This is a genomic window from Streptomyces sp. NPDC037421, from assembly GCF_055602105.1.
In genome coordinates, this window is record NZ_JBVJWV010000028.1 from 30,137 (window position 1) to 54,076 (window position 23,940).

Here is a 23,940-nt window from a genome sequence, read left to right on the forward strand (position 1 = left end):
ACCCCCCCCAGCCCCCCTGCGCCTCCCCCCCCCCCCCCCCCCCCCCCCCCCCCCCCCCCCCCCCCCCCCCCCCCCCCCCCCCCCCCCCCGCCGCCGTGGACATCGGCGAGGGCCGCGCCGGGGCGCACGCGGTGGCCGAGACCCGCTCCCTGGGGCGGGCGACCACCGCCCGCGTCCCCGGCGGGGGTTCGGCGCTGCTCCAGCCCATCGCCCTCGGCTCGGGGGACATCGCGGTCATCGAGATCTACGTCCCGGAGAGCGAGGTCAGCAACGGGGTCACCACCGCCTGGCTGGTCCTCGGCGGCGTCGGACTCGCCCTCGTCATCGGCTCGGTGGCCGTCGCGGACCGGCTCGGCGCCCGCCTGGTGCGCCCCGCCGAACGGCTCGCGGACGCCGCGCACCAGCTGGGGGAGGGCAGGCTCGGGGCGCGGGTGCCGGAGGACGGCCCCAAGGAACTCCGTTCGGCGGCCGTCGCGTTCAACTCGATGGCGGACCAGGTCGTGGAACTCCTCGCCAACGAGCGGGAGCTCGCCGCCGACCTCTCGCACCGGCTGCGCACGCCCCTGACCGTGCTGCGCCTCAACGCGGCCTCCCTCGGGGACGGTCCGGCCGCCGAGCACACCCGGGCGGCGGTGGAGCAGCTGGAACGGGAGGTCGACACGATCATCCGTACCGCCCGCGAACAGCGCCCGCCCGCCAGCACCGCCACCGCCGGCTGCGACGCCTCCGAGGTGATCCGCGACCGGATGGCCTTCTGGTCGGCGCTGGCGGAGGACGAGGGCCGCGAGGTCCGGCTCGCGGGCGTGGACCGCACCGTGCGCATTCCGGTGGCCCGCCCCGAGCTGGCGGCAGCCCTCGACGCCATGCTCGGCAACGTCTTCCGGCACACCCCGGAGGCCACCCCCTTCGCGGTGGACGTGCACGACGCCGGGGACGCCGTGATCGTCCTCGTCTCGGACGGCGGCCCCGGCATCGCCGACCCGGACGCCGCCCTGCGGCGCGGCAACGACGGAGCCCGGGACGGTTCGACGGGGCTGGGCCTGGACATCGTGCGGCGGGTCGCCGAGTCCACCGGCGGCGACGTACGGCTCGGGCGCTCGGTGCTCGGCGGGACCGAGGTGCGGGTGTGGATCGCGCTGGACGACCGGGCCCGGAGCGGCGAGCGCGGTGCGCGTGGCCGCCGCGCCCGCCGCAGGCGCCGCGGCGCCTGACCCGCGTGCCCCACCCGGACGGCCGGCCCCGGGATCCTGGACCGGGACGTTCCGCCGTGCCGTGGAATACCGTACGGATCGCGCCAGTTGGGGTCCGGCACACGCCGGTCCCCGTGCGGCCGCATCCCGCGCCCGGCACGTGCAGAACCGATCCTGATGGGACATCCGCATGCGTTACGCAGTTCTCGGCACCGGCGTCGTCGGCCGTACGGTGGCCGCCCGGCTGGTTTCCCTGGGCCACGAGGTGGTCATCGGCACCCGCGACCCCGAGTCCACCCTCGCCCGCGCCGAGTACGCCGAATGGCAGGCGGCCCACCCGGCGGTCGGCCTCGCGGGCTTCCCGGAGGCCGCGCGGGGCGGCGAGGTCCTGGTCAACGCCACGGGCGGGCGGGTCAGCGTCGACGTCCTGGGGGAGGCCGACGCGGCCGACCTGGACGGCAAGATCCTGATCGACATCGCGAACCCGCTGGACTTCTCCAAGGGCTTCCCGCCCGTCCTGGACCCGGCCAACGACGACAGCCTCGGCGAGCTGATCCAGCGGACCTTCCCGCGGCTGCGCGTGGTCAAGACCCTCAACACCATGAACTGCCAGATCATGGTGGACCCGGCCCGGGTGCCGGGCGAGCACACCGTCTTCCTCTCCGGCGAGGACGCCGACGCGAAGAAGACCGTCCACGGCCTGCTGGGCTCCTTCGGCTGGCCGGACCGCGCCATCCTCGACCTCGGGGGCATCGAGACCGCGCGCGGCACCGAGATGCTGCTGCCGGTGTGGCTGCGCGTGATGGGCGCCCTGGGGCACTCGGAGTTCAACTTCCACATCCAGGCGGCCGACCCCTCCGCCTGACCGTGACCCGGCTCCGCCGGACGGGGGCGCAAATGTTGCCGCGCCCCCGTACCGCGCGGAGGGTGGCGGTGACGGAAGGAGCCACGCATGAGAGTCATGCTCAGGGCCCACATGGACACGGCGGCCACCAACGAGGGCATCACGACGGGGGGCCTGCCCCAGGCGGTCAAGAAGCTGATGGACAAGGTCAAGCCGGAGGCGGCCTATTTCGGCCTCCACGAGGGCGTGCGCTCCTGCTGGATCGTCTTCGACCTCCAGGACAGCACGCAGATGCCGGCGCTGACCTGGGACCTGTTCCACGACTTCAACGCCGAGATCGAGGTCGGCCCGGTCATGACCGCGGAGGACCTGGCGAAGGCGCTGGGGGCGTTGCGGTCCTCGTGACGGCGGTCGCCGCCGGAGCGGCCGGCCCGAACCGGACCCGTCCCGACGCCGCCACCCCCAGCACGGCCGACGCGGCCACCGCCGCGCACGACACGGCGAACGCGGCCCGGTACCCGTACGCGGCGGCCAGCGGTCCGGCCGCCGCCGCGGCGAGGGCCTGACCGGCGATCAGGCCGCTGCCCAGCACGGTCATGGCCTCGCCCATCCGCTCCGCCGGGCCGGTCCGCTCGACCAGCCCGAACAGCGCGATCAGGTGCGGGGCCACGGCCAGCCCGATCCCGGCGACGGCCGCCGCCGCACCCCACAGCCCCGACACCGCGAGCAGCGGCAGGGTGAGCAGTGCCTGGACCCCGACCGTCCACCGCAGCCGCACCGGCAGGTCCGCGCTCCCGGGCCGGGCCACGGCCACCAGACCGGCGACGGAGCTGGTCACCGCCATCCCGGCCCATATCAGCCCGGCCGCGCCGCCCTCGCCGAGCGAGCCCGCCAGCGCGTTGACCCCCGTATTGGCCCCGCTGAACGCGGCCCCCTGGAGCACGGCCATCGTGAACAGCAGGACCAGCCCCGGCGACCACAGCCGTACGCCGGCCCGCGCGCCCGCCGCTCCGGCCGGCCCGGGCGCGCTCGGGTGCAGGGCGAACAGCGTCCCCGACACCAGGATCAGCAGTGCCGCCAGCACCAGCGCCGAGGCCGGGTGCACGGTCACGGCGAGGATCCCGGCCAGCGCGGGCCCCACCACGAACCCGACCTCGTCGAGGGTGGTGTCGAAGGACAGCGCGGAGCCCAGCAGGGCCCGGTCCTCCCCGGCCAGCCGCGCCCAGCGGGCCCGTGCCAGCGGGCCGACCTGCGGGACGGTCAGCCCGGCCGCGACGGCCAGCGCCATGCGGGCGGCCAGCGGCAGCCCGGCCAGGACGGCGGCGACCAGAGCGCACAGCACGGCGGCGTTCGCGGCGCAGGCGACGAGCAGCACCGGGCGGTGGCCGCGCCGGTCGGCCAGCCTCCCGATGACCGGGCCGCCGAGGGCCTGGCCCAGCCAGAGCGCCGACGCGACGGCGCCGGCGTCGCCGATGCCGTCGCGGTCGTTGATCAGCAGCAGCGTCCCGATGGGGCAGAGCGCGGCGGGCAGCCGGGCCAGGAACGCGTGGACGGGCAGGGCGCGGCCGCCGAGGGCGAACACCCCGCGGAACCCTGCGGGAGCCGCCCCGGCCGTGGGCCGGGACGCGGTGGTACGGGACATGGGGGCAACCTCCAGCCGCACGCCGACCCTCCCGTTTCTCCGGCGCGCACCGTTGCCCGTCGGGCGGACGCTAGCCGTGGAACGCCCGCTTCGGAAGCCCCCGCTCGTGGTGGCCCCCCTGCCTCTGCCAAGCGGTAGATTCGCCGCGGGAGGCAGCCATGAACGGTCACGGGCGCGGGCGGGGACGGCCGACCCTGGAGGAGGTCGCCCTGCGGGCCGGCGTCGGGCGCGGCACCGTCTCCCGGGTGGTCAACGGCTCGCCGGGGGTCAGCGAGCGCACCCGGGCGGCCGTCGAGGCCGCCGTCGTCGAGCTGGGGTACGTCCCCGACCGCGCGGCCCGGGCGCCGGCCGCCGACCGGGCCGGCGCCGTCGCCCTGGTGCTGCCCGAGCCGCAGTCGCCCTTCCTCACGGAACCCTGCTTCGCCGGAGTGCTGCGCGGGGCCGCCGAGACGCTGGCCGGGGCCGGGGTGGAGCTGGTCCTCGCCCTCGGCGGCGGTGCGCCGGCGCTGTCCGGGCACCGGGTCGACGGGGTGCTGCTGCCGGCGGCGGGCGCGGTGGAGCCGCCGCCGGGGATCCCGGTGGTGGCCGGTGGACGCGGGGCGGGCGCCGGGACGCTGCCGAGCGTGGACTGCGACCACCTGGGGGGCGCCGCGGAGGCGGTGCGCCACCTGCTGGGGCGGGGCCGGCGGGCGCGATAGCCGCCATCGCGGGCCCGCCCGGGGACGAGGGGGCCCGGCGCCGCCTGGAGGGCTACCGCCGGGCCCTGGCCGCCGCCGGGCACCCGCCGGACGAACGGCTCGTCGCGGTCGGGGCCCCGGGCGAGGACGGGGGCCGGCGGGCCATGCGGGAGCTGCGCGCGGCCGGGCGCCGGGTGCCGCAGGACGTGGCGCTGGTGGGCTTCGGCGACTCGGCGCTGGCCCGGCACCTGGACCCGCCGCTGACCAGCGTGCGGCCGCCGGCGGAGGAGCTGGGCCGGACCATGGCGCGGCTCCTGCTGGCCCGGATCTCGGGCGGGGGCGGCGCGGAGCGGGAGGAGGTGGTCCTGCCCACGGAACCGATCGTCCGCGGGTCGACGTGAAGCCGCGGAGACGTGAGGCCGCATCGACGTGAGGCCGCATCGACGTGAGGCCGCATCGACGTGAGGCCGCATCGACGTGAGGCCGCGCAGCCGGGAACGCAGAAGGCCCCGGTCCGCTTTCGCGTACCGGGGCCTTCCCACAGGGTGAGTGACGGGACTTGAACCCGCGGCCACCTGGACCACAACCAGGTGCTCTACCAGCTGAGCTACACCCACCATGTCCGGTCGCAGAACGACCGGCCGAAGAAAAGGGTACAGGGTCCGGGAGGGTGCTCGCTCCACCTTTCCCCCGCGCCCCCCTCCGGAGGGTCTACTCGTCCGCCACCACGTGCTTGGCGGCGATGGTCCGGGCGGTGTCCGAGTCGGGTCCGGGCTGCGGCACGAAGACCGCCTCCCGGTAGTAGCGCAGCTCGGCGATGGACTCCTTGATGTCCGCGAGCGCCCGGTGGTTGCCGTTCTTCGGCGGGCTGTTGAAGTACGCGCGCGGGTACCAGCGGCGCGCCAGCTCCTTCACCGAGGACACGTCCACGATCCGGTAGTGCAGGTGGCCCTCCAGCGCGGGCATGTCACGCGAGAGGAACCCGCGGTCGGTGCCGACGGAGTTTCCGCACAGCGGGGCCTTGCGCGGCTCCTTCACGTGTTCCCGTACGTACGCCAGGACCTGCGCCTCGGCGTCGGCGAGGGTCGTGCCCGCGGCCAGCTCGTCGAGCAGGCCGGAGGCGGTGTGCATCTCGCGCACCACGTCCGGCATGGTCTCCAGGGCCGCGTCCGGCGGGCGGATCACGATGTCCACGCCTTCGCCGAGCACGTTGAGCTCCGAGTCGGTGACCAGCGCGGCCACCTCGATAAGTGCGTCGTCCGTCAGCGAGAGCCCGGTCATCTCGCAGTCGATCCACACCATGCGATCGTTCATGCGCCCCACCTTATGCCGAAGGTCCCCCGCACCGGTGCTCGACTGGTGCGGGGGACCTCCTCGCTCGTGCGGGGACCGCTACGCGTGCTCGCGCAGCACCCGGCTCGGGGCGTACAGCTCGGTCACGCTCGGACCGGAGGCGGCCAGGGCCGCCGCGGCCCGCTGGGGCTGCGGGGTGCGCTGGTGCGGCACCGGCGAGCCCTGCATCTCCGACACCGGGGACACGTCGGCCTGCGGCCGGCGCGCACGGTAGGCGGAACGGTAGGCGGCCGGGGAGGACCCCAGCTGCCGCCGGAAATGGCCGCGCAGGGCGACCGGCGAGCGGAAGCCGCAGCGTCCGGCGACCTCGTCGACGGAGTAGTCGGAGGTCTCCAGGAGCCGCTGTGCCTGGAGCACCCGCTGGGTGATCAGCCACTGGAGCGGCGCGCTGCCGGTGAGCGAGCGGAACCGCCGGTCGAAGGTGCGCCTGCTCATGTAGGCGCGGGCGGCCAGCGTCTCCACGTCGAACTGCTCGTGGAGGTGCTCCAGCGCCCAGGCGACGACCTCGGCGAGCGGGTCGGCGCCGATCTCCTCGGGCAGCGACCGGTCGAGGTAGCGCTCCTGGCCGCCCGTGCGGCGCGGCGGGACGACGAGCCGGCGGGCCAGTGCCCCGGCCGCCTCGCTGCCGTGGTCCGTGCGCACGATGTGGAGGCACAGGTCGATTCCGGCCGCGGTGCCCGCGGACGTCAGCACGTCGCCGTCGTCGACGAACAGCTCGCGCGGGTCGACGTGGACGGACGGGTAGCGCTTGGCCAGCGTCGGCGCGTACATCCAGTGCGTCGTCGCGGGCCGGCCGTCCAGCAGCCCGGCGGCGGCGAGCACGAAGGCTCCCGTGCACAGGCCGACGATCCGGGCCCCCTCCTCGTGCGCCAGGCGCAGCGCGTCGAGCGCTTCCGGCGGCGGAGGAGAGGTGATGGAGCGCCAGGCCGGAACGACGACCGTGCCTGCCCGGGCGATCGCCTCCAACCCGTATGGCGCGGTCAGTTCGAGTCCGCCGGTGGTCCGCAGCGGACCGTCCTCCCCGGCGCACACGAGCAGTCGGTAGCGTGGAACTCCCGCGTCCTGCCGGTCGATCCCGAACACGGACAGCGGAATTGAACTCTCGAAGATCGGCCCGCCGCTGAACAGCAGCACGGCGACGATCTCCCTGCGGCGACGCCCCGCGAGCTTCCGGCCCGCGTCTGCGACGACAGCGGCGGTGGAATCCTGGCTCATGGCGCTAAGCCCCCCTTGGGTGTCGCGACTCCTTGGTCTGGTCGCACCTGCACGTTTCCCCTCGGCCTTGCACGTGGATCCCCCGCCGTAAATACATGATCGAATCTACTGCGTCCCGTGGTGTCGGCGTGACAAGTTCAGCACGCAGCGCTATGTCGACTTGGCAACTTGGCGAAAAGCATTCGATCAGGAAGCGTTCCACTCCGCTACCCGACGGGGAAGCCCGCGATCCGGCCGTGGCCAGTACTCATGGGGTCGAAACGCCCCCTGCCGCCCGTAGTCGCTGGTGGTGGGGGGGGCGGGGGGACATTCCGGCAAGGGAAGCGCAGGGTCCGGAAGTTGGCTGAAAACAACCGGGTGTGTACGTGCGAATCGGTCAGTCGTGAGGGGACGTGCCACCGGAACCGTGGCAACCGCGGTGCGAACCGGCCCCGGTGCGGGAGTGCCGGCCGCGGTGGCCGGACGGAAGCGGATCCTCCGACAGCACGCGGGCCGCGGCCCGCTCGGTCTTCTCCGAGTGCCGCAGCAGCACCCGGCAGGCGGCCGTGACGGCGGCCAGCCCCAGGGTCGCCACGGCGGCCCCGCCGTACGAGGTCCCGTAGACCACCAGGACGACCGGCACGAGCAGGCAGCTGAAGGCGGCCCAGCGCACCACGTCACCCGCCGGGTCGTCGTGGACCCGTCCGGCGGACTGCACGGACGGGTGAAGCGGAGCGCGCGCGGAGGACGGCGCGGAGCGGGCGGACCGGGCGGACCGCGTCATCGGAGCGGGCTGGACGGGCTGGACGGGGTGAACCGGATGGCCGGGCACGGCGTACTCCCTGCGGGCTCTTCCTGGACGGTCGGACTCTTGTCCAACGCCCCGGTACGGGCCTCGGTCACTGCGCGCACGGGTGGCGCAAGGGTCTCTCGTCACTGGCTGTAGGGGACAGCTGCCATTGCCAAGGCGCTCGCGCTCCGGCATGCTCCCTGGGACGCTCTCCAAGGGCGGCATGCCCTGTGCAGGACAGGAGTGTCGCCGTACCCTGGTGGGTAAGGGCTTGGAAAGATGCTTCCAGGACAGAGCCCGGTCACGCTGTGTCGTCAAAAACGCTCGTGGCCAGGGCCCCCGTCGTCAGAAGATCCGAGTCGCCGAAACCGTCCCTGTCGCTTCCCCCGAGGACTCTTCCCCGAGACATCCATGGCCGGTCACGAATTCTCCGAACCCGCGGACCGCAAGCGCAAGCACCTCGCCGATTCCGTATCGAGCGACCTGCGCGCGGTGGAACAGACACGTCACCCCTGCGACCCGGCCTTCCGGCACGGCGTGGTGGTGGGCTTCGACGGCTCCACGTCCAGTGAGCGCGCCCTGGCCTACGCGATCGGCATGGCCCGGCGCTCCGGTTCCGGTCTGATCATCGTCCATGTGGCGAACCGGCTGCCCACCACGGTGTGGGCCGGCTGCGAGCCTCCCGTCTTCGTGGACGTCCCCGACCACCGCACCGAGGTGCTCGGCCTGGAACTGGCCTGCGCGGACTACCTGTCCGAGGTGCCGTGGATCCTCGTCGAGCGCGGGGGTGACATCTGCCACGAGCTGGAGGAGGTCGGCCGGGAGTACTCGGCGGACGCCATCGTGGTGGGTTCCACCCACGGGATCGTCGGCCGGATCTTCGGCTCGGTCGCGGGGCGGCTGGCGAAGCGGGCGCAGCGACCCGTTGTTGTCATTCCGTAACCCACTGTATTGCGATTGTGCGGTTGTGAACCCCCTTGTAAAGGGTAGATAAATGCTGCTGGGACGCAGCAAACAACTGCAGATCGAAGGGAGCCCGCCGTGGACAATGGTGTCTCTGCGGGAAGCACGGCCTCGACTTCGACCCTGGGGAACATCGCCCTGGGTCTCACCCTTCTCGCGTTCGGTATCGGCCACACGGGTGTCCTCTCCGGTGTGACCGCCGCCAACTCCGTGTCGCTCGCGATGTACGTCGGCGGCGCGGCCCTCTTCCTCCTCGGCCTCCTCGAATACCGCGGCGGCAACGGATTCAACGGCACCGCCTTCGCGGGCCTCGGCATCTTCTGGTTCACCTGGGCCAAGGGTGCGGGGGCCTCGGTCTCCGACGAGGCAGCCGGAACGTTTCTCGTCCTCTTCGCGATGCTCGCGCTGACCCTGACGCTCGCCGCGTCGAGCGGGCTGTTCGGCCAGGGCGTCTACGCCCTGCTGACCCTCTCCCTCCTCCTGCTGGCCATAGCCGCCTTCGCGGACAGCGCCGGTATGGCGAAGGCGGGCGGCTGGGTCGCGGCCGTGTCCGGGCTGCTGGCCTGGTACGGGGCCACGGCCGCGCTGGCCAAGTGGCCGATGGCGCTGGGCAAGGGCTCCGGGCGGGCGGTCGCCGCGGGCTGACGGGCCCGGACCGCGGGACAACGCGAAGGGGTGCCACCGGAGTTCCGGTGGCACCCCTTACGCGTGCCCTGCCTGCGCGTGCGCCGTGGTGACTACTCGACCGTGACGGACTTCGCCAGGTTGCGCGGCTTGTCGATGTCCCGGCCCAGGGCCAGGGCGGTGTGGTACGCCAGCAGCTGGAGCGGGATGCCCATCAGGATCGGGTCCAGTTCGTCCTCGTTCTTGGGCACGAGGATCGTGTGGTCGGCCTTCTCCTGCTCGCGGTGGGCGACGGCCAGGATCCGGCCGCTGCGGGCCTTGATCTCCTCCAGCGCCGCGCGGTTCTTCTCCAGCAGGTCGTCGTCCGGGACGATCGCGACCGTCGGCATCGCCGGCTCGATGAGGGCGAGCGGGCCGTGCTTCAGCTCGGAGGCCGGGTAGGCCTCGGCGTGGATGTAGGAGATCTCCTTCAGCTTGAGGGAGGCCTCCAGGGCCACCGGGTAGCCGCGGACTCGGCCGATGAACATCATCGACTTGGCTTCGGCGTACTCGGCGGCGAGGCGCTTGATGTCCTCCTCGCCCTTGAGGATCTCCTCGATCTGCGCCGGGAGCTTGCGCAGGCCGTCGATGATCCGCTTGCCGTCGGTGACCGACAGGTCCCGGATCCGGCCGAGGTGCACGGCGAGCAGCGCGAAGGCCACCACCGTGTTGGTGAAGCACTTGGTGGAGACGACGCAGACCTCGGGGCCGGCGTGCACGTACACGCCGCCGTCGGCCTCGCGGGCGATCGCGGAGCCGACCACGTTGACCACGCCGAGGACGCGGGCGCCCTTGCGCTTGAGCTCCTGGACGGCCGCCAGCACGTCGTACGTCTCACCCGACTGGGAGACGGCGATGTAGAGGGTGTCGGGGTCCACGACCGGGTTGCGGTAGCGGAACTCCGAGGCAGGCTCGGCGTCGGCGGGGATGCGGGCCATGCTCTCGATCAGCCCTGCGCCGATCAGACCCGCGTGGTAGGAGGTGCCGCAGCCCAGGATCTTGACCCGGCGGATGCCGCGCGCCTCGCGCGGGTCCAGGTTCAGACCACCGAGGTGGACGGTGTTGAAGCGGTCGTCGATCCGGCCGCGCAGCACGCGGTCGACCGCGTCGGGCTGCTCGGAGATCTCCTTGTGCATGTAGGTGTCGTGGCCGCCCATGTCGAAGGAGGCGGCCTCCCACTCCACGGTCTCCGGGGTGGCGGTGGTCGTCGTACCGCTGGTGGTGTAAGTGCGGAAGTCGTCGGCCTTGAGGGTGGCCATCTCGCCGTCGTTGAGGGTCACGACCTGGCGGGTGTGCGCGATCAGCGCGGCCACGTCGGAGGCGACGAGCATCTCCTTCTCGCCGATGCCGAGGATGACCGGGGAGCCGTTGCGGGCGACGACGATGCGGTCGGCGAAGTCGGCGTGCATCACGGCGATGCCGTAGGTGCCCTCGATGACCTTGAGCGCCTCGCGGACCTTCTCCTCCAGGCTGTCGGCCTGGGAGCGGGCGATCAGGTGGGTGATCACCTCGGTGTCGGTCTCGGACGCGAAGACGACGCCCTCGGCCTCCAGCTTGACGCGCAGCTCGGCGGCGTTGTCGACGATGCCGTTGTGGACGACGGCGACCTTGTTCTCAGGGTCCAGGTGCGGGTGCGAGTTGATGTCGCTCGGGGCGCCGTGGGTGGCCCAGCGGGTGTGGGCGATGCCGGTGGTGCCGGCGAAGCGCTTGGGGACGCGGGCCTCCAGGTCGCGGACGCGGCCCTTGGCCTTGACCATCTTCAGCGCGGCGGCCTTCGGGCTGTTGACGACGATGCCGGCGGAGTCGTACCCGCGGTACTCCAGTCGTGCCAGGCCTTCGAGCAGCAGCGGTGCCACGTCACGCTTGCCGATGTAACCGACGATTCCACACATACGGTCTTGCCCCTCCTGAAGTCCAGTGTTCCTGCTCGTCCGCGCGCGGCCGTACGGGCCCCTGTCAGCCGTAGACGATGCGGCGCAGCTGCCGGAGCGAGAGCTCCGGTGGCGCCACGGCGCGGTGCGGCAGTTCGGCCGCGATCCGCTCGAAGATCTCCGCGTTGACCGCGCCGCCCGACTGCAACTCCCGGTGACGGCGGCGGACGAACTCCTCCGTCGTCTCGTTGAAGTACGCGAGCACGTCCAGCACCACCCGGGCGGCTTCTCCGCGCTGTAGCGCGGTGCTGCGCACCAGGTGGTCGACGAGGTCGTCATGCGACGGGCGGCGGTCGAGCACCAGTAGATATTGACTGTCCAAGGAGTGAAACGCAAAGATCCTGCCCGATATCGGGCAGGATCTCGCTGGTCTGGACCAGGGAATGGGAGATTCCGGTCCTCCGTGGTCAGAAACGGCCCAAAATCGCCGCCTTCGCCGCCGAGAACTCATCGGCGGTGAGGATCCCCGACTGGTGCAGCTCGCCCACCTCGCGCAGCCGCCGCAGCAGGGTGTCGTGGTCCGCGGCCTCGCCCGCCAGCGCCGGTGCCGACTCCGCGAGCGGCAGCGGCCGGTCCGGCTCGGGCGCGGGCGCCGCCGGATGGGGCATCCGTACGGCCACGGCCGCCGCGACCAGCGCCATCAGCGGGTCCTTCTTGAAGCCGAAGAGCTCCACCGTGCAGCGGTCGTACTTGGGCGCGGACGCCGGCGGGGCACCCTCCAGGGTGAACCGCAGCCAGCCGTTGTCCAGGCCCTTCGAGGGGGACCAGTCCACCGCGCGCACGTCCGCGACCCGGAACTCGCACGGACCCCCCGAGCGCTTGGCCTCCTCCGTGGTCCAGTTCCAGTCCAGCACCACCCGGTCGCCGTCGAAGGAGGCCGTCGCGTCACCCGCGCCGAACGCGATCGGCACCGCCGGCCCCGGCATCAGGTACGCGTCGCACGGGCCCGGATCCACCTGGTCCAGCAGCAGGGCGTTGCGCACCTCGTCCACGAAGTACTCCGCGACGCCGCTGCGGTCCGACTCCACCGACAGCCGGTACGGGTCCGAAGACTCCGGCAGCCGGCCTCCCGTCACCTGTACCAGCGGGTCCGCCCCGTCGCGCAGCCGGAGCCGCAGCCGGCCCGCCTTGCGCCCCGGCTCGTAACTGATCCCCCCGATGGCGCGCAGCGGCACGACCACCTCGCCCAGGTGCTGCCGGAGCAGCCCCACCCCCTTGTCGCGGCCCGGCACGATGCGCACCGCGTCCCCGTCGAAGGTCCAAGTACCGTCCTTCTGGATGATTTCCGCCATCCGGTGATTCTCCCACCGTGATGTGGGGCCCGAGAGAGGGCCGTTTGGCCTATACCTGGGCGCATGAGAGCCCCGTGTCGCACGCTCGCCGCCCTCCTGGTCCTCGCCGCCGCCGTCTCCTGCACCGCGGCCCGCGGCGACGACGCCAGACCCGGCACCGGCCGGCCCGCCGCCCTCGCCCCCTACGAACGGCTCCTGCCGGCGCCGGCCTCCGCGCGGGCCTCGGGCGGCGCCGGGTACGCCTTCGGCGCGGGCACGGTGATCCGTACCGGGCCGGGCTCCCCGGAGGAGGTGCGGCGGGTCGGCGAGCTCCTCGCGGAGCAGCTGCGCGGGCCCAGCGGGCTGCCGCTGCCGGTGGTCGACGGGGAGGAGGGGGACGGGATCCGGCTGCGGCTGGACGACCGGGCCCGGGAGCTGGGCGCGGAGGGCTACCGGCTGCGGACCGCCCCCTCCGGGGTCACCCTGACCGCGCACACCCCGGCGGGCCTCTTCCGCGGCGGGCAGACGCTGCGGCAGCTGCTGCCGGTGCGGGGCGCGGGAGAGGTCCCGGGCGGCGACGTCACGGATGCCCCGCGCTTCGCGTACCGCGGGGCGATGGTCGACATCGCCCGCCACCACTTCCCTCTCGAACAGGTCAAGCGGTACGTCGACCAGCTCGCCCAGTACAAGATCAACACCCTGCACGTGCACCTCAGCGACGACCAGGGCTGGCGCATCGCCATCGACTCCTGGCCGCGCCTGGCCACGTACGGCGGCGCGAGCGAGGTCGGCGGCGGGCCCGGCGGCCACTGGACCAAGGCCGAGTACCGGGACCTGGTCGCCTACGCGGCGCGCCGCTACGTCGACGTGGTCCCGGAGATCGACATGCCGGGCCACGTCAACGCCGCCCTGGCCTCGTACGCGGAGCTGAACTGTGACGGCAAGGCCCCCGAGCGCTACACCGGGATCAAGGTGGGCTTCAGCTCGCTGTGCGTGGGCAAGGAGCGCACGTACGAGTTCATCGACGACGTCCTCGGCGAACTGGCCGCCCTCACCCCGGGCCGCTACCTCCACATCGGCGGCGACGAGGCCCACTCCACCCCGGCGGCGGACTACGCGGCCTTCATGGACCGGGCCCAGGCGGTGGTGGCCAAGCACGGCAAGACGGTGGTGGCCTGGCACCAGCTCGCGAACGCCCGCCCGGCACCGGGCGCGGTCCTCCAGTACTGGGGACACGACAAGACGGCGGCCGCGGAGAAGTCCGCGGTCGCGGCGGCGGCCCGTTCGGGCCACCCCCTCATCCTCTCCCCGGCGGACCGCGCCTACCTGGACATGAAGTACGACAAGGCGACGAAGCCGGGCCTGGCCTGGGCCGGCTACGTCCCGGTGCAGCGCTCCTACTCCTGGAACCCGGGCGCCTACCTCTCCGGCGTCCCGGAATCCGCCGTCCTCGGCGTGGAAGCCCCCCTGTGGACGGAGACCATCGCGACCCGCGCCGACTGGGAGCTGATGGCCTTCCCCCGCCTCCTCGGCCTCGCGGAACTCGGCTGGTCCCCGGCCGCGTCCCTGGACTGGACCGCGTACCGCCCCCGCCTGGCCTCCCAGGCCCCCCGCCTGGACGCGCAGGACACGGCGTACTACCGGGCGCCGGAGGTGCCGTGGGAGTAGGCGCCGACGGCTGGGCTGTCGCAGGTCCGTGCAACGATCTGTCGGGCTGGGGGAGGCCGGTCGACGGGAGCCAAGGGGGTAATCCTGTATGGGATTTGACGAGGAGTGGGCCGAGTCGCGGGCGGCCGCGGCCGAGCGGCTGGCTGCGGGGACCCCCGTGTCACCGGTCCCGGTGGCTGCCGGAGGGCCTGTGGATCCGCTCGGTGCGGCACGGGAGGCGGCCGAGGCGCGGCTGGCCGGGTTCCGTGCGCGGGTGGTGCTGGTTCCGCTGGACGCGCGGGGCGGGCTGTGGACCGCTGGGCTTGGCGGCGTGGACTGGATCTGCGCCTTCTCCGGGGAGGAGGCCCTGGCCAGGTTCGCCGAGGCGCGGGGCGAGGCGGGGCTGGAGTGGGAGTTCCGGCGGGTGGCCGGCGCGCGGCTGTTGGACGAGGTGATCCCGGAACTGGACTTCCCGGTCGGAGTCGCCCTGGACGCGGCCGGCCCCGACCGGGCGGTGTTCCCGCCGCTGCGCGGGATCGTGCCGGACGCGGTGGCGCTGGACGGGGAGGTGGCGGCGTGAGCGGGGACGGGGCCGACCTGGAGGCGTCGAAACAGGCACTGGGCCAGATAGCCGACGGGATCACGAAGACACTGGCCGAGCTGAAGGAGCTCGGCATGGCCGGCACGGCCAGTACGGGCCGGGGTTTCTCGGACCTGTCGCTTTCGGGGGTGGAGACGGGGCACGACGGCCTGACGTCCTCCTTCAACGCGTTCTGTGAGCGCTGGGAGTGGGGTGTGCGCTCCCTCGTCCAGCAGGGCAACGACTTCGCCGCCAAGGTCGGCCTGTCGGCCGGCCTGGTGCACGAGCAGGACCAGTACGTCCAGGGCGGCTTCAAGGTGCTGGCCAACTCGGCCATGGGCAATCCGTACGCCTCCGAGGGCGACATCACCGGGAAGGGCTGGGGAGAGGTCCTGGCCGACAACCCGTACACGCAGATCAGGGACGCGGACTACAGCGCGGAGTCCGTCCTGCGGGCCAACGAGAACAGCAAGGAGGCCTGGAAGGGCGCCGTACGGGACGTGAACAGCTCCGACACCATGCTCCACAACCAGCTGCTGAACGCCGCCGGTCTGCGCGACGAGATGGACAGGGCCGTGGAGGCCAGGTTCGGTCCCGCACCCGAGCCGGGCAAGGACGGTGAGCGCTGATGCCGGACTGGGAAGGTCTGGTCGACCGGGGGCTGGAGAAGCTGGAGGACGGCTGGGACGCCACCAAGAAGGCGGTCGGCGAGGGAGTGAGCGGGGCCGCTCACGGGGTCGGCGACGTCCTGGACCAGGTGGGTGCGCACGGCTGGGCGGACAAGGTCGACGACTGGGGTGACGGCGTCGCCTCGAACCTCGGCGCTTCCGTGGGGGAGCAGCAGCTCGGCCAGTCGGACCAGGCCGACGAGCTCGTTCACGGCAAGCCGGCGGCGATACGGGCGGCGGCCGCGCACCTCACGGACTTCCACTCCGCCTTCGACAAGGTCGGCCAGGGCATGAAGGCCCTGGACTCCGGCCAGTGGAAGGGGGCCGCGGCCGACGCGTTCCGCGAGAAGTTCGCGATGCACCCGACGGACTGGTTCCACGCGTCCGACGCGTGCGAGGCGGGAGCCAACGCGCTGAAGCACTACGCGGACACCGTGGAATGGGCCCAGAAGCAGGCCGCCCAGGCCATCGACCTCTACCGGCAGGGCGTGAGGGCCACGAAGGAGGCGGCAGACGCCTACAGGGCCAAGGCCGACGCGTACGAGGCCGCGGCCAGGGCCGGCGGCGACCCGGGTCCCTGCCCGGCACCGGGCGCCGACCCGGGCGAGGCGGCGCGGGGGCGCGCGCAGGAGATCCTCGCGGAGGCCCGCCGCCAGCGCGACGAGGCCGCCGGTACGGCCCAGCGGGCCGTGGACGCGGCCACCGAGAAGGCCCCGGCGATGCCGTCGGCGTCGGACCGGGCCTGGGGCAGCTTCGTCGACTACGAGGCCGGCCAGGTGGTGGAGCTGAACCACTTCGTGGGCGGCGTGCTCAAGGGCACGGCGGGCACCATCGACTTCGCCCGCGGTCTCAACCCGTACGACCCGTACAACCTCACGCACCCGGCCGAGTACGCCCGGCACGTCAACATGACCCTGGCGGGCCTCGTCTCCACGGCAGCCCACCCCGAACGCGTCCCGGGTGCGCTCCTCGACCCCATCAAGGACGACCCCAGCGAGGGACTCGGCCGCCTGGTGCCGGAGCTGCTGGGCACCAAGGGCATGAGCGGCGCCGGCGCCGGCGTACGCCTTGCCGAAGAAGGCGTGGAAAACTCGGCAAAGCAGACAGGGAAAAATGCGGCAAAGCCCGGAGTTACACCAGTCGAGTCCTTCGATTGGAAAGATCTGGCGAAGCCGACGGAAAAGATCCCCGAGAAATCCATTCATGCGGATTCGGTTTCCGAGGCGGATGCCAAGAAGTTCCTGGAGCACAAGTTCCCGTGGCTTGAGGAGATCAATCCTACCGGCAGTGCCGGCTATACCATGAATTGTTCACACAATGCGGTGACGGTGGAGCAGAGGCTGCAGGGGGTTGAGGTGTCGGCTGCTCCGAGGGCGGAAGGGGCGCATGTCCCTCCGGAGGCGCTCGGACTCAAAGACAGGGCGGTCGGTGAATATGACTGGGTTCACGGCTATGATGACATAATCCGCGACATTGAGGCACGTGGGCCCGATGCCAGAAGTGTTGTGTACATTCAGCGGGCGGATGGCAGTGCTCACGTGTTCAATGCCCTGAACACGGAGCATGGGGTGGTGTTCATCGATGGGCAGGTCGGAAAATTGGCTACTCTGGAAGATGTGTCGTATATCGGCCATATTCCGTATGGTGGAGGGAAATGATGTCGGTATCCCGGATGGAAGCGCATGCCAGCGCCCATAGGTTCTTGGAGCAGGCGTTTTCGGGGAGGTCTGGGTTGACGGTCGTCATGCAGCCTGACTTGTCGTTCGAACACGACTTCGCCTGGTGTGTTCGTTTCGATTCGCAGGAGCATCTCGATACGGGGAACCTGGCCCTGGCCCCGTTCACTCGTGTGGTGGTTGTTCCGAAGAACGGCGAGGCCCCTCATTTCCCGCCCACTCACCTTCCCGTGGCCGCGTATCTTGACCAACTCGCAGCGGGCGAATGGCCCCCGACCAAGGATTGAGCTCGCCTGATGATCGAACCTCGGGGCATTGCGCTGCAATGGCTCTTCGGTACGTACCGAGGGCTCGTCGAGCTGGCAGAGCCGAATCCGGTGGCGGAGGACGCTGGGACGTGGTTGTTCGCCTGTCGGACCGTTGAGCAGCCCGGATATCCTCGGACGCCGATGCTGGCCGCATCCGTGGTGGTGCCCAAAGACGGAGGACTCCCGTTTCATCCGGCGGCGGACGACCCGTGGGGCGACGCGGCGGCGTATACCCGGACTCGGCAAGCGCCGGACCCGGAAACGCAGGCGCGGCGGCTGAACTCACGCGGGTGCGTGGCGTCAGTGGCCTCTGCGATTGCCGGGGCGCCTTCGATGCCGTTGCCCTGGCAGCCGGCGCATGAGGCGCCGGGGTGGTGGGAGTTGCTTCTCCGGCGATACTTCCCCCATGCGGAGCAGCTACGGTGCGCGAGTTGGAGCGAGGTGATCCGGCGGGTCCGGGAGACCGGACCGGGCACCCAAGGCGTTGTCTGGGTTCGCAGGACGATCGGTGGGGCCGAGGCCAGCGGACATCTGATCCATGCGCACAACAGCGACGGCGAGGCCGTGTTCCTCGACGGGATGACCGGCGGCCTGGCGCGGCTGGACACTGATGGTGTGCTGGAGCTGGTGTTTGCCCGGGTGAAGCTCGAAGAACACCCCGCGGTCGACGGGTTGGAGGCCGCCCGGGCCAAGGCCGAGGCGTGGCTGGAGCGGACGTACGAGGAGGCCGTCGAGCTGGTGGCGCCGGACCCGGCGGACGAGACGGCCCGGGGCTGGCTGTTCGCCTGCCAGACCACGGCCGCGCTGAAGACGGGGGACTGGCGGCACTCGATGCTGGATGCCGCTCTGGTCGTGCCGAAGGGGACCGGGGCGCCTTTCCTGCTGCCCAACTCCGATCCCTGGGGGTTCCTCGCCCGCTGGGACGCGGGTGAGGCCCCGGGGCCCACGCCCGAGCCGGGGAAGGCCGACTGGTTCGCCTCCACGATGGGTCAGTTGGGGCCCGTCATGCAGGTGTCCGAGTTCCCGACCGTCGCAGCTTCCGTCCAGGCGCTCGCAGCGCTGCCGGCCGGCGGCCGCGCCCTGGTGTGGGTACGCCGGCTGGACGGGCGGGGGCGGGAATCCACCGGCCTGCTGCTCACCGGTCTGCGCTCCGAGGCCGGCTTCGTGGGGCTCGTGGACGGCTCCGCGGAGGAGTTCAAGAGCCTGGACGGGCTCCGGGAGTCCGGGGTCCGGGTGGTCCGTTACCGGTGAAGGCCGTCCGGGCCGTGGCGCCGGGACCGCGAAGAGGGCCTTGGGCTTCGCGGCCCCGGCGTCAGGGCGGAGGGGCGGGCGCGGCGTCGAGGGACCGTATTCGAAGCCGCGACCGCCCCCGGGCCGTCAGCGCCGGGCGAAGGGCGCGACGGGGTTCTTGAGGGTGCCGATCAGCTGGAGGGCCGCCGCCGGGTCGGCGAGGTCGACCATCTGCTTGTTGTTCCGCAGCTGGAGGCGGTTCAGGCAGGACAGCTGGAACTCCTCCGCGAACAGGTCGTAGCGGGCGAAGCGGTCCGCGAGGGCGGGGATCGAGTCCTGGTAGTCGTGGGCGCAGTCGGCCACCGCCCGCCAGAAGGCGGATTCGTCGCAGATGCCTTCCGACACCAGGATCGAGTTCAGGAAGCGGAAGAAGCAGTCGAAGACGTCCGTGAAGATCGACAGGAGCTTCATGTCCTCCGGGATGTCGGCCCTGACGCGCTCCACGGCCGGCGGGAGGACCGCGTCCGGGTCCATGACCACGATCTCCTCGGCGATGTCCTTGAAGATCGCCCGCTGCACCACGCCGTCCTTGATCACCAGGATGGTGTTCTCGCCGTGCGGCATGTACGCCAGGTCGTACTGGTAGAAGCAGTGCAGGAGGGGGAGCAGGTAGGCGCGGAGGTAGGGCTTCAGCCATTCCGCCGGGGTGAGGCCCGATTCGGCGATCAGGGCGCCGACGAAGGACTTGCCGTCCGCGTCCACGTGGAGGAGCGAGGCCATGGTGGCCAGGCGCTCGCCGTCGCGCAGGGAGTTGACCGGGGACTCGCGCCACAGCGCCGCCAGCATCTTGCGGTACGGCGAGTAGCGGTCCGTCGCGCGCTCGTACTGGCGGTGGTGGTAGCCGATCGCCGCGCGCTCGCGGATGATCGAGAAGTCGACCGACCGGAGGACCTCGTCCGACTCGATCAGCTGGTGCAGCCAGTCGTTGATGGCCGGGGTGGCCTCCATGTAGGCGGCGGACAGGCCGCGCATGAAGCCCATGTTGAGGACCGATATGGCCGTCTTGACGTAGTGCTTCGTGGGGGTGGTGGTGTTGAAGAAGGTGCGGATCGACTGCTGCGCGAGGTAGGCGTCGGAGCCTTCGCCCAGCAGGACCAGGCGGCGGTTGGCGATCTCTGCCGCGAAGGTGACCGTGGTCTTGTTCCACCACTGCCAGGGGTGGACCGGCAGGAGGTGGTAGTCCGCCAGGTCCAGGCCCAGGGAGGTCATCTTCCCCGCGAAGAGGGTGAGGGCGTCCTCGCCCAGTTCCTCGCGCATGAACGAGTCGTGGTCCAGGCCCGCGCCCGCCGTGAAGGTGGAGACGTCCTTGCGGGCGGCGACCCACACCAGGTGGACCGGGCTCGCCGTCTCCGGGGCGTACGAGAGGTACTCGTGCACGCCGAAGCCCAGGCGGCCGTTGTTGGCCACGAAGCAGGGGTGGCCCTCCGTCATGCCCGTCTCGATGTCCTGGAAGGTGGACTTCGCGAGGGCGGACGAGCCGAGCTGCGGCTTCGTGTACTTGAAGCCCGTGCCGGCCAGGGTGGAGGAGATCTCCTCCAGGTAGACCGGCAGGACCTCCGCGCTCAGACCCAGGGTCTGGCGGAGTTCGATGTGGAAGTCCAGGGCGTCGAGCGGGAGCTCGATGCCGTTGCCGTGGCGGGTGACGGAGTCCTCGTCCACCGCCCAGTGGTCCAGGGCGTGGAGCTCGGCGCGGAAGCGGTACTCGACCGTGCCGTCGTCGCTGAGGACCGAGTAGAGGTCACCGCCGAGCGGCTTCGGGGTCAGCAGGCGCTCGTGGGAGAACTCCGCGAGGGCCTTGCGGACCAGGGCGCGGTTGGCGCGCGCCCACAGTTCGGGGGAGAGGTGGGAGATGGCGTCGGCCAGGCTCATATCGACTCCTGCTGGGTGGCCTCGAACTGCTCGCGGGTGCAGAAGCTGAGCAGGGCGACCTTCTCGGGCTTCCGGACCTCGCGCTCGGGAACGAAGCCGACCGCCTCGTTCAGGGTGTGGACCGCCTTGTTGCGGACGTCCGGTTCGACGACCACACGGGCCGTCGCCGGGTCCTCGAAGAGGGAGGCCATGACCGTCGTGATCACCGCGCGGGTGAAGCCGGGGACGGGGGTGTCCGTCGGGGCGACCAGGAAGTGCATGCCGACGTCGCCGGGCCGGGCGTCGTACAGGCCGACCAGCTCCAGCTGCGACGGGTCGTAGCTCTCCATCAGGAAGGCCGGGCGGCCCTCGTGAAGGCCGATGAAGGCGTTGTGGTGCTCGTGCGTGGTGATGCGCACGTACTCGCGCTCGACCTCGGTGAGGGAGGCGTCCTGCATCATCCAGAACGCGGCCTTCGGGTGCGTGACCCAGCCGTGCAGGAGTTCCGCGTCCGAGAAGGGGTCCAGGGGGCGGATGGAGAAGGTCCCGAGGGCCGCGTCGGTGCGGGCGAAGAGGAGTTCAGGGGTGGTGCTCATGCGTGGATGCCTTCCGGGGCCGCGAACTGCTGGAACGCGATGGACTTCTCGACCTTGTAGTGCTCGCGGCCGAGCAGCTCACCGACGATGTACGCGTTGCGGTACGCGGCCATGCCCAGGTCGGGCGAGGTGAGGGAGTGGTTGTGGGTGGTGCCGTTCTGGAGGTACACCCCGCGGCCGGTGACGTCGACGGCGTAGTTGCGGCCGGCGTCGAGGCGGCCGTGGCCGTCGAAGTTCAGCCGGCCGTGGACCGGGGCCAGGAACTCCGGGATCCGGTACTTGTAGCCCGTGGCCAGGACCAGGCCCTCCGTGGCGAGGGAGAAGTCCCGCTCCTGCTCCTCCTGGCGCAGCCCGAGGGTGTACGTGCCCGTGGTGGTGTCGTACGCCGTGCTGTTCAGGGATGTGTTGGTCAGGAGGGTCGTGGGGACCGCGCCCGGCATGGTGATCTTCTTCTGGTAGAGCAGGTCGAAGATGGCGTTGACGAGGTCGCCGTCGATGCCCTTGAAGAGGTTCTTCTGCTGGGTCTCCAGCCGGTAGCGGGTCTCCTCGGGGAGGGCGTGGAAGTAGTCCACGTACTCCGGCGAGGTCATCTCCAGCGTGAGCTTGGTGTATTCGAGGGGGAAGAAGCGCGGGGAGCGGGTCACCCAGTTGAGCTGGTAGCCGTGTACGTCGATCTCGGCGAGGAGGTCGTAGTAGATCTCGGCCGCGCTCTGGCCCGAGCCGACCAGGGTGATCGACTTCTTCTTCTGGAGGGACTCCTTGTGCTGCATGTACGAGGAGTTGTGCAGGAAGTCCCCGCCGAGGTCCTCGCAGGACGCCGGGATGTGCGGCGGGGTGCCGGTGCCCAGGACCAGGCGGCGGGCCCGGTGGGTCTCGCCGCGGTCCGTGTGGACCTCGTACACGCCGGCGGCCTCGTCGTACGTCACCTCGGTGACGGAGGTGGAGTACAGGACGTTGTCGAGCCGGTCGGCGGCCCAGCGGCAGTAGTCGTTGTACTCGGCGCGCAGCGGGTAGAAGTTCTCCCGGATGTAGAAGGAGTACAGCCGGTCCTTGTCCTTCAGGTAGTTCAGGAAGGAGAAGGGCGAGGTCGGGTCGGCGAGGGTGACCAGGTCCGACATGAACGGCGTCTGCAGGTGCGCGCCGTCCAGGAACATTCCGGCGTGCCACTCGAAGTGCGGCTTCGACTCGATGAACAGCCCGTCGAGCTCGTCGATCGGCGCGGTCAGGCAGGCGAGTCCCAGGTTGAAGGGACCCAGGCCGATGCCGATGAAGTCGTGGGGCTTAGCGGTGGACGGCAAGGGATTCTCCCAGGAACTGCTCGGCGTGTGCGGCGAGGAGGTCGAGGACGGCCGCGATGTCGGCCGTCGTGGTCTGCGGGTTGAGGAGGGTGAACTTCAGGTACTGCTTGCCGTCCACCTTGGTGCCGGCGACGACGGCCTCACCGGAGGCGAACAGGGCCTTGCGGGCGTGCAGCTGGGCCTCGTCGACGAGGTCGGGGCGCGTCTCGCCGGCGGGCAGGTAGCGGAAGACGAGGGTGGAGATCTGCGGCTCGACGACGACCTCGAAGCGCGGGTCGGCCGTGATGACCTCGTAGCCGGCGGCGGCGAGGTCGACGACCTGGTCGAAGAGCGAGCCGACGCCGTCGGCGCCCATGACGCGCAGGGTCATCCAGAGCTTGAGGGCGTCGAAGCGGCGCGTGGTCTGGATGGACTTGTCGACCTGGTTCGGGATCCGCTCCTCGGCCATCCGGCGCGGGTTGAGGTAGTCCGCGTGGTACGTGGCGTGCTTGAGGGTGTCGCGGTCGCGGACCAGCATCGCGCTGGAGCTCACGGGCTGGAAGAACGACTTGTGGTAGTCGACGGTGACCGAGTCGGCCTTCTCGATGCCGTCGAGGAGGTGCCGGCGGGTGGGGGAGACCAGCAGTCCGCAGCCGTAGGCGGCGTCCACGTGCATCCACGCGGAGTGCTCGTCGGCCAGGCGGGCGATCTCGGGGAGCGGGTCGATGGACCCGAAGTCGGTGGTGCCGGCGGTGGCGACGACGGCCATCGGGAAGAGGCCCTCGGCGGCGCAGCTCTCCAGCTCCAGGGCCAGGACCGAGGTGTCCATGCGGCGGTTGCGGTCGACCGGTACCGAGATGACGGCTTCGTAGCCGAGGCCCAGCATGGCGGCGGACTTCTGGACGCTGAAGTGGCTGGCCTCGGAGGTGAAGATGCGGAGCTTCGGCAGCAGTTCGGCCTTGGTGGGCTCGGTGCCGGCGTCGAGGGCGCGCTTCATCACGGTCCGGCAGGCCTCGTCGCGGGCGAGGAGCAGCGCGTGGAAGTTCGACTGGCTGCCGCCGGAGGTGAAGATGCCGTCCGCGCCTTCGCCGAGGCCGATGCGGCGGGCGGTCCAGTCGATCAGGCGGCGCTCGATGAGCGTGCCGCCGATGGACTGGTCCCAGGTGTCGAGGGAGGAGTTGACGGCAGACAGGACGGCTTCGCCGACCACCGCGGGGATGACGACCGGGCAGTTGAGGTGGCCCAGGTAGCGCGGGTGGTGGAAGTAGACGGCGTCGCGGAGGTAGACGTCCTCCAGCTCGTCGAGGGCGGCGGCGGCGTCGGCCAGCGGCTTGTCGAGGTCGATCCCGTTGATGACCGGGGCGAGTTCGTCGACGGATATGCCGGTGTGGGGCCGCTCGGTCGTGGCGAGTTTGGCGGCGACGCGGTCGACGCCCTCGGTGACGGAGCGCCGGTAGAGGTCCGCGGTCGTCTCGTTCAGCAGATGCGAGCGCATCAACTTTCCTCCGGGCAGGTGGGGGCACCGCCCAGCG

General features: G+C 71.6%; 21 protein-coding genes, 1 tRNA gene and 2 pseudogenes. 12 read left to right on the forward strand and 12 right to left on the reverse strand.

What is annotated here, in order from left to right; genetic code table 11:
• Positions 1-92: 92 nt before the first annotated feature.
• The 3 genes and pseudogenes from ACZ7IF_RS30115 to ACZ7IF_RS30125 form a co-directional block, all read left to right on the forward strand.
• A pseudogene (locus tag ACZ7IF_RS30115) lies at positions 93-1,211 on the forward strand (sensor histidine kinase); the annotation flags it as partial.
• Between the two features lie 169 nt (positions 1,212-1,380).
• On the forward strand, positions 1,381-2,055 hold the full coding sequence (locus ACZ7IF_RS30120; protein ID WP_470977785.1) for an NADPH-dependent F420 reductase: 675 nt from the start codon (positions 1,381-1,383) through the stop codon (positions 2,053-2,055).
• Between the two features lie 87 nt (positions 2,056-2,142).
• Entirely contained in the window at positions 2,143-2,439 is a 297-nt protein-coding gene (locus ACZ7IF_RS30125) for a DUF3303 family protein (protein WP_470977786.1), read from the forward strand.
• Here ACZ7IF_RS30125 and ACZ7IF_RS30130 read toward each other — a convergent pair.
• A complete protein-coding gene (locus tag ACZ7IF_RS30130; RefSeq protein WP_470977788.1) occupies positions 2,387-3,676 on the reverse strand; it encodes an MFS transporter in 1,290 nt (429 codons plus the stop codon). The genes ACZ7IF_RS30125 and ACZ7IF_RS30130 overlap by 53 nt on opposite strands.
• A 158-nt stretch (positions 3,677-3,834) precedes the next feature.
• Between ACZ7IF_RS30130 and ACZ7IF_RS30135 the strand changes: the two are divergent.
• A pseudogene (locus tag ACZ7IF_RS30135) lies at positions 3,835-4,754 on the forward strand (LacI family DNA-binding transcriptional regulator).
• A gap of 143 nt (positions 4,755-4,897) precedes the next feature.
• Here the strand turns inward: ACZ7IF_RS30135 and ACZ7IF_RS30140 are convergent.
• The 4 genes from ACZ7IF_RS30140 to ACZ7IF_RS30155 form a co-directional block, all read right to left on the reverse strand.
• Positions 4,898-4,970: transfer RNA gene (locus tag ACZ7IF_RS30140), tRNA-His, on the reverse strand.
• A 94-nt stretch (positions 4,971-5,064) separates the two neighbouring features.
• Entirely contained in the window at positions 5,065-5,667 is a 603-nt protein-coding gene (gene orn, locus ACZ7IF_RS30145) for an oligoribonuclease (RefSeq protein ID WP_469114287.1), read from the reverse strand.
• 78 nt (positions 5,668-5,745) lie between these two features.
• The gene (locus ACZ7IF_RS30150; RefSeq protein WP_125817271.1) at positions 5,746-6,921 is read right to left on the reverse strand and encodes a helix-turn-helix domain-containing protein; all 1,176 of its coding nucleotides are present in this window, start codon (positions 6,919-6,921) and stop codon (positions 5,746-5,748) included.
• Positions 6,922-7,297: 376 nt separating this feature from the next.
• Positions 7,298-7,684, reverse strand: coding sequence for a hypothetical protein (locus ACZ7IF_RS30155; protein ID WP_470977898.1), 387 nt, complete (start codon positions 7,682-7,684; stop codon positions 7,298-7,300).
• Positions 7,685-8,101: 417 nt separating this feature from the next.
• Here ACZ7IF_RS30155 and ACZ7IF_RS30160 point away from each other — a divergent pair, with 417 nt between their 5' ends.
• Positions 8,102-8,632 carry a universal stress protein gene (locus ACZ7IF_RS30160; protein WP_362461766.1) on the forward strand — a complete coding sequence of 177 codons (531 nt, stop codon included), beginning with the start codon at positions 8,102-8,104 and terminating at the stop codon, positions 8,630-8,632.
• A 99-nt stretch (positions 8,633-8,731) separates the two neighbouring features.
• The gene (locus ACZ7IF_RS30165; protein WP_470977790.1) at positions 8,732-9,298 is read left to right on the forward strand and encodes a GPR1/FUN34/YaaH family transporter; all 567 of its coding nucleotides are present in this window, start codon (positions 8,732-8,734) and stop codon (positions 9,296-9,298) included.
• 92 nt (positions 9,299-9,390) lie between these two features.
• On the opposite strand, the gene glmS is transcribed toward ACZ7IF_RS30165, so the two are convergent.
• The 3 genes from glmS to ACZ7IF_RS30180 all read right to left on the reverse strand — a co-directional run bounded on the left by glmS (position 9,391) and on the right by ACZ7IF_RS30180 (position 12,539).
• Complete coding sequence (gene glmS, locus ACZ7IF_RS30170) at positions 9,391-11,208, reverse strand: glutamine--fructose-6-phosphate transaminase (isomerizing) (protein WP_470977791.1); 1,818 nt, start codon at positions 11,206-11,208, stop codon at positions 9,391-9,393.
• A gap of 64 nt (positions 11,209-11,272) precedes the next feature.
• The gene (locus tag ACZ7IF_RS30175) at positions 11,273-11,548 is read right to left on the reverse strand and encodes a hypothetical protein (protein WP_007264192.1); all 276 of its coding nucleotides are present in this window, start codon (positions 11,546-11,548) and stop codon (positions 11,273-11,275) included.
• A 106-nt stretch (positions 11,549-11,654) separates the two neighbouring features.
• Positions 11,655-12,539 (reverse strand): DUF4429 domain-containing protein, encoded by an 885-nt coding sequence (locus tag ACZ7IF_RS30180; protein WP_470977794.1) that lies wholly within the window; start codon positions 12,537-12,539, stop codon positions 11,655-11,657.
• A gap of 63 nt (positions 12,540-12,602) precedes the next feature.
• Between ACZ7IF_RS30180 and ACZ7IF_RS30185 the strand changes: the two genes are divergently transcribed.
• The 6 genes from ACZ7IF_RS30185 (at position 12,603) to ACZ7IF_RS30210 (ending at position 18,648) form a co-directional block, all read left to right on the forward strand.
• Positions 12,603-14,186 carry a beta-N-acetylhexosaminidase gene (locus tag ACZ7IF_RS30185; protein WP_470977797.1) on the forward strand — a complete coding sequence of 528 codons (1,584 nt, stop codon included), beginning with the start codon at positions 12,603-12,605 and terminating at the stop codon, positions 14,184-14,186.
• Between the two features lie 88 nt (positions 14,187-14,274).
• Positions 14,275-14,745 carry an SseB family protein gene (locus tag ACZ7IF_RS30190; RefSeq protein ID WP_470977799.1) on the forward strand — a complete coding sequence of 157 codons (471 nt, stop codon included), beginning with the start codon at positions 14,275-14,277 and terminating at the stop codon, positions 14,743-14,745.
• Positions 14,742-15,374 (forward strand): hypothetical protein, encoded by a 633-nt coding sequence (locus ACZ7IF_RS30195; RefSeq protein WP_470977802.1) that lies wholly within the window; start codon positions 14,742-14,744, stop codon positions 15,372-15,374. The genes ACZ7IF_RS30190 and ACZ7IF_RS30195 overlap by 4 nt, the downstream gene beginning before the upstream one ends.
• Positions 15,374-17,071: a putative T7SS-secreted protein gene (locus ACZ7IF_RS30200; RefSeq protein ID WP_470977804.1), complete on the forward strand. Its 1,698-nt coding sequence runs from the start codon at positions 15,374-15,376 to the stop codon at positions 17,069-17,071. Before ACZ7IF_RS30195 ends, ACZ7IF_RS30200 begins: the two co-directional genes overlap by 1 nt.
• Positions 17,072-17,085: 14 nt before the next feature.
• Complete coding sequence (locus ACZ7IF_RS30205) at positions 17,086-17,376, forward strand: YrhB domain-containing protein (protein ID WP_470977899.1); 291 nt, start codon at positions 17,086-17,088, stop codon at positions 17,374-17,376.
• Between the two features lie 162 nt (positions 17,377-17,538).
• Positions 17,539-18,648 (forward strand): YrhB domain-containing protein, encoded by a 1,110-nt coding sequence (locus ACZ7IF_RS30210; RefSeq protein WP_470977900.1) that lies wholly within the window; start codon positions 17,539-17,541, stop codon positions 18,646-18,648.
• A 126-nt stretch (positions 18,649-18,774) separates the two neighbouring features.
• Here the strand turns inward: ACZ7IF_RS30210 and ACZ7IF_RS30215 are convergent, their stop codons facing one another.
• Genes ACZ7IF_RS30215 through ACZ7IF_RS30230 form a run of 4 tightly spaced genes read right to left on the reverse strand, consistent with a single transcriptional unit; the run spans position 18,775 to position 23,903 of the window.
• Positions 18,775-20,556 carry an IucA/IucC family protein gene (locus ACZ7IF_RS30215; protein ID WP_470977806.1) on the reverse strand — a complete coding sequence of 594 codons (1,782 nt, stop codon included), beginning with the start codon at positions 20,554-20,556 and terminating at the stop codon, positions 18,775-18,777.
• Entirely contained in the window at positions 20,553-21,131 is a 579-nt protein-coding gene (locus ACZ7IF_RS30220) for a GNAT family N-acetyltransferase (RefSeq protein ID WP_470977809.1), read from the reverse strand. Before ACZ7IF_RS30220 ends, ACZ7IF_RS30215 begins: the two co-directional genes overlap by 4 nt.
• Positions 21,128-22,429: a lysine N(6)-hydroxylase/L-ornithine N(5)-oxygenase family protein gene (locus ACZ7IF_RS30225; protein ID WP_470977811.1), complete on the reverse strand. Its 1,302-nt coding sequence runs from the start codon at positions 22,427-22,429 to the stop codon at positions 21,128-21,130. Before ACZ7IF_RS30225 ends, ACZ7IF_RS30220 begins: the two co-directional genes overlap by 4 nt.
• Positions 22,413-23,903, reverse strand: a complete 1,491-nt coding sequence (locus tag ACZ7IF_RS30230) for a pyridoxal phosphate-dependent decarboxylase family protein (RefSeq protein WP_470977814.1) — start codon at positions 23,901-23,903, stop codon at positions 22,413-22,415. The genes ACZ7IF_RS30225 and ACZ7IF_RS30230 overlap by 17 nt, the downstream gene beginning before the upstream one ends.
• Positions 23,904-23,940: the final 37 nt, after the last annotated feature.

Bases quoted from the DNA above. Each gene is read 5' to 3' on its own strand.
- ACZ7IF_RS30120 (WP_470977785.1), top strand. From the start codon at position 1,381: ATGCGTTACGCAGTTCTCGGCACCGGCGTCGTCGGCCGTACGGTGGCC.
- ACZ7IF_RS30125 (WP_470977786.1), top strand. From the start codon at position 2,143: ATGAGAGTCATGCTCAGGGCCCACATGGACACGGCGGCCACCAACGAG.
- ACZ7IF_RS30130 (WP_470977788.1), bottom strand. From the start codon at position 3,676: ATGTCCCGTACCACCGCGTCCCGGCCCACGGCCGGGGCGGCTCCCGCA.
- orn (WP_469114287.1), bottom strand. From the start codon at position 5,667: ATGAACGATCGCATGGTGTGGATCGACTGCGAGATGACCGGGCTCTCG.
- ACZ7IF_RS30150 (WP_125817271.1), bottom strand. From the start codon at position 6,921: ATGAGCCAGGATTCCACCGCCGCTGTCGTCGCAGACGCGGGCCGGAAG.
- ACZ7IF_RS30155 (WP_470977898.1), bottom strand. From the start codon at position 7,684: ATGACGCGGTCCGCCCGGTCCGCCCGCTCCGCGCCGTCCTCCGCGCGC.
- ACZ7IF_RS30160 (WP_362461766.1), top strand. From the start codon at position 8,102: ATGGCCGGTCACGAATTCTCCGAACCCGCGGACCGCAAGCGCAAGCAC.
- glmS (WP_470977791.1), bottom strand. From the start codon at position 11,208: ATGTGTGGAATCGTCGGTTACATCGGCAAGCGTGACGTGGCACCGCTG.
- ACZ7IF_RS30180 (WP_470977794.1), bottom strand. From the start codon at position 12,539: ATGGCGGAAATCATCCAGAAGGACGGTACTTGGACCTTCGACGGGGAC.
- ACZ7IF_RS30185 (WP_470977797.1), top strand. From the start codon at position 12,603: ATGAGAGCCCCGTGTCGCACGCTCGCCGCCCTCCTGGTCCTCGCCGCC.
- ACZ7IF_RS30190 (WP_470977799.1), top strand. From the start codon at position 14,275: ATGGGATTTGACGAGGAGTGGGCCGAGTCGCGGGCGGCCGCGGCCGAG.
- ACZ7IF_RS30200 (WP_470977804.1), top strand. From the start codon at position 15,374: ATGCCGGACTGGGAAGGTCTGGTCGACCGGGGGCTGGAGAAGCTGGAG.
- ACZ7IF_RS30205 (WP_470977899.1), top strand. From the start codon at position 17,086: ATGGAAGCGCATGCCAGCGCCCATAGGTTCTTGGAGCAGGCGTTTTCG.
- ACZ7IF_RS30210 (WP_470977900.1), top strand. From the start codon at position 17,539: ATGCTGGCCGCATCCGTGGTGGTGCCCAAAGACGGAGGACTCCCGTTT.
- ACZ7IF_RS30215 (WP_470977806.1), bottom strand. From the start codon at position 20,556: ATGAGCCTGGCCGACGCCATCTCCCACCTCTCCCCCGAACTGTGGGCG.
- ACZ7IF_RS30220 (WP_470977809.1), bottom strand. From the start codon at position 21,131: ATGAGCACCACCCCTGAACTCCTCTTCGCCCGCACCGACGCGGCCCTC.
- ACZ7IF_RS30230 (WP_470977814.1), bottom strand. From the start codon at position 23,903: ATGCGCTCGCATCTGCTGAACGAGACGACCGCGGACCTCTACCGGCGC.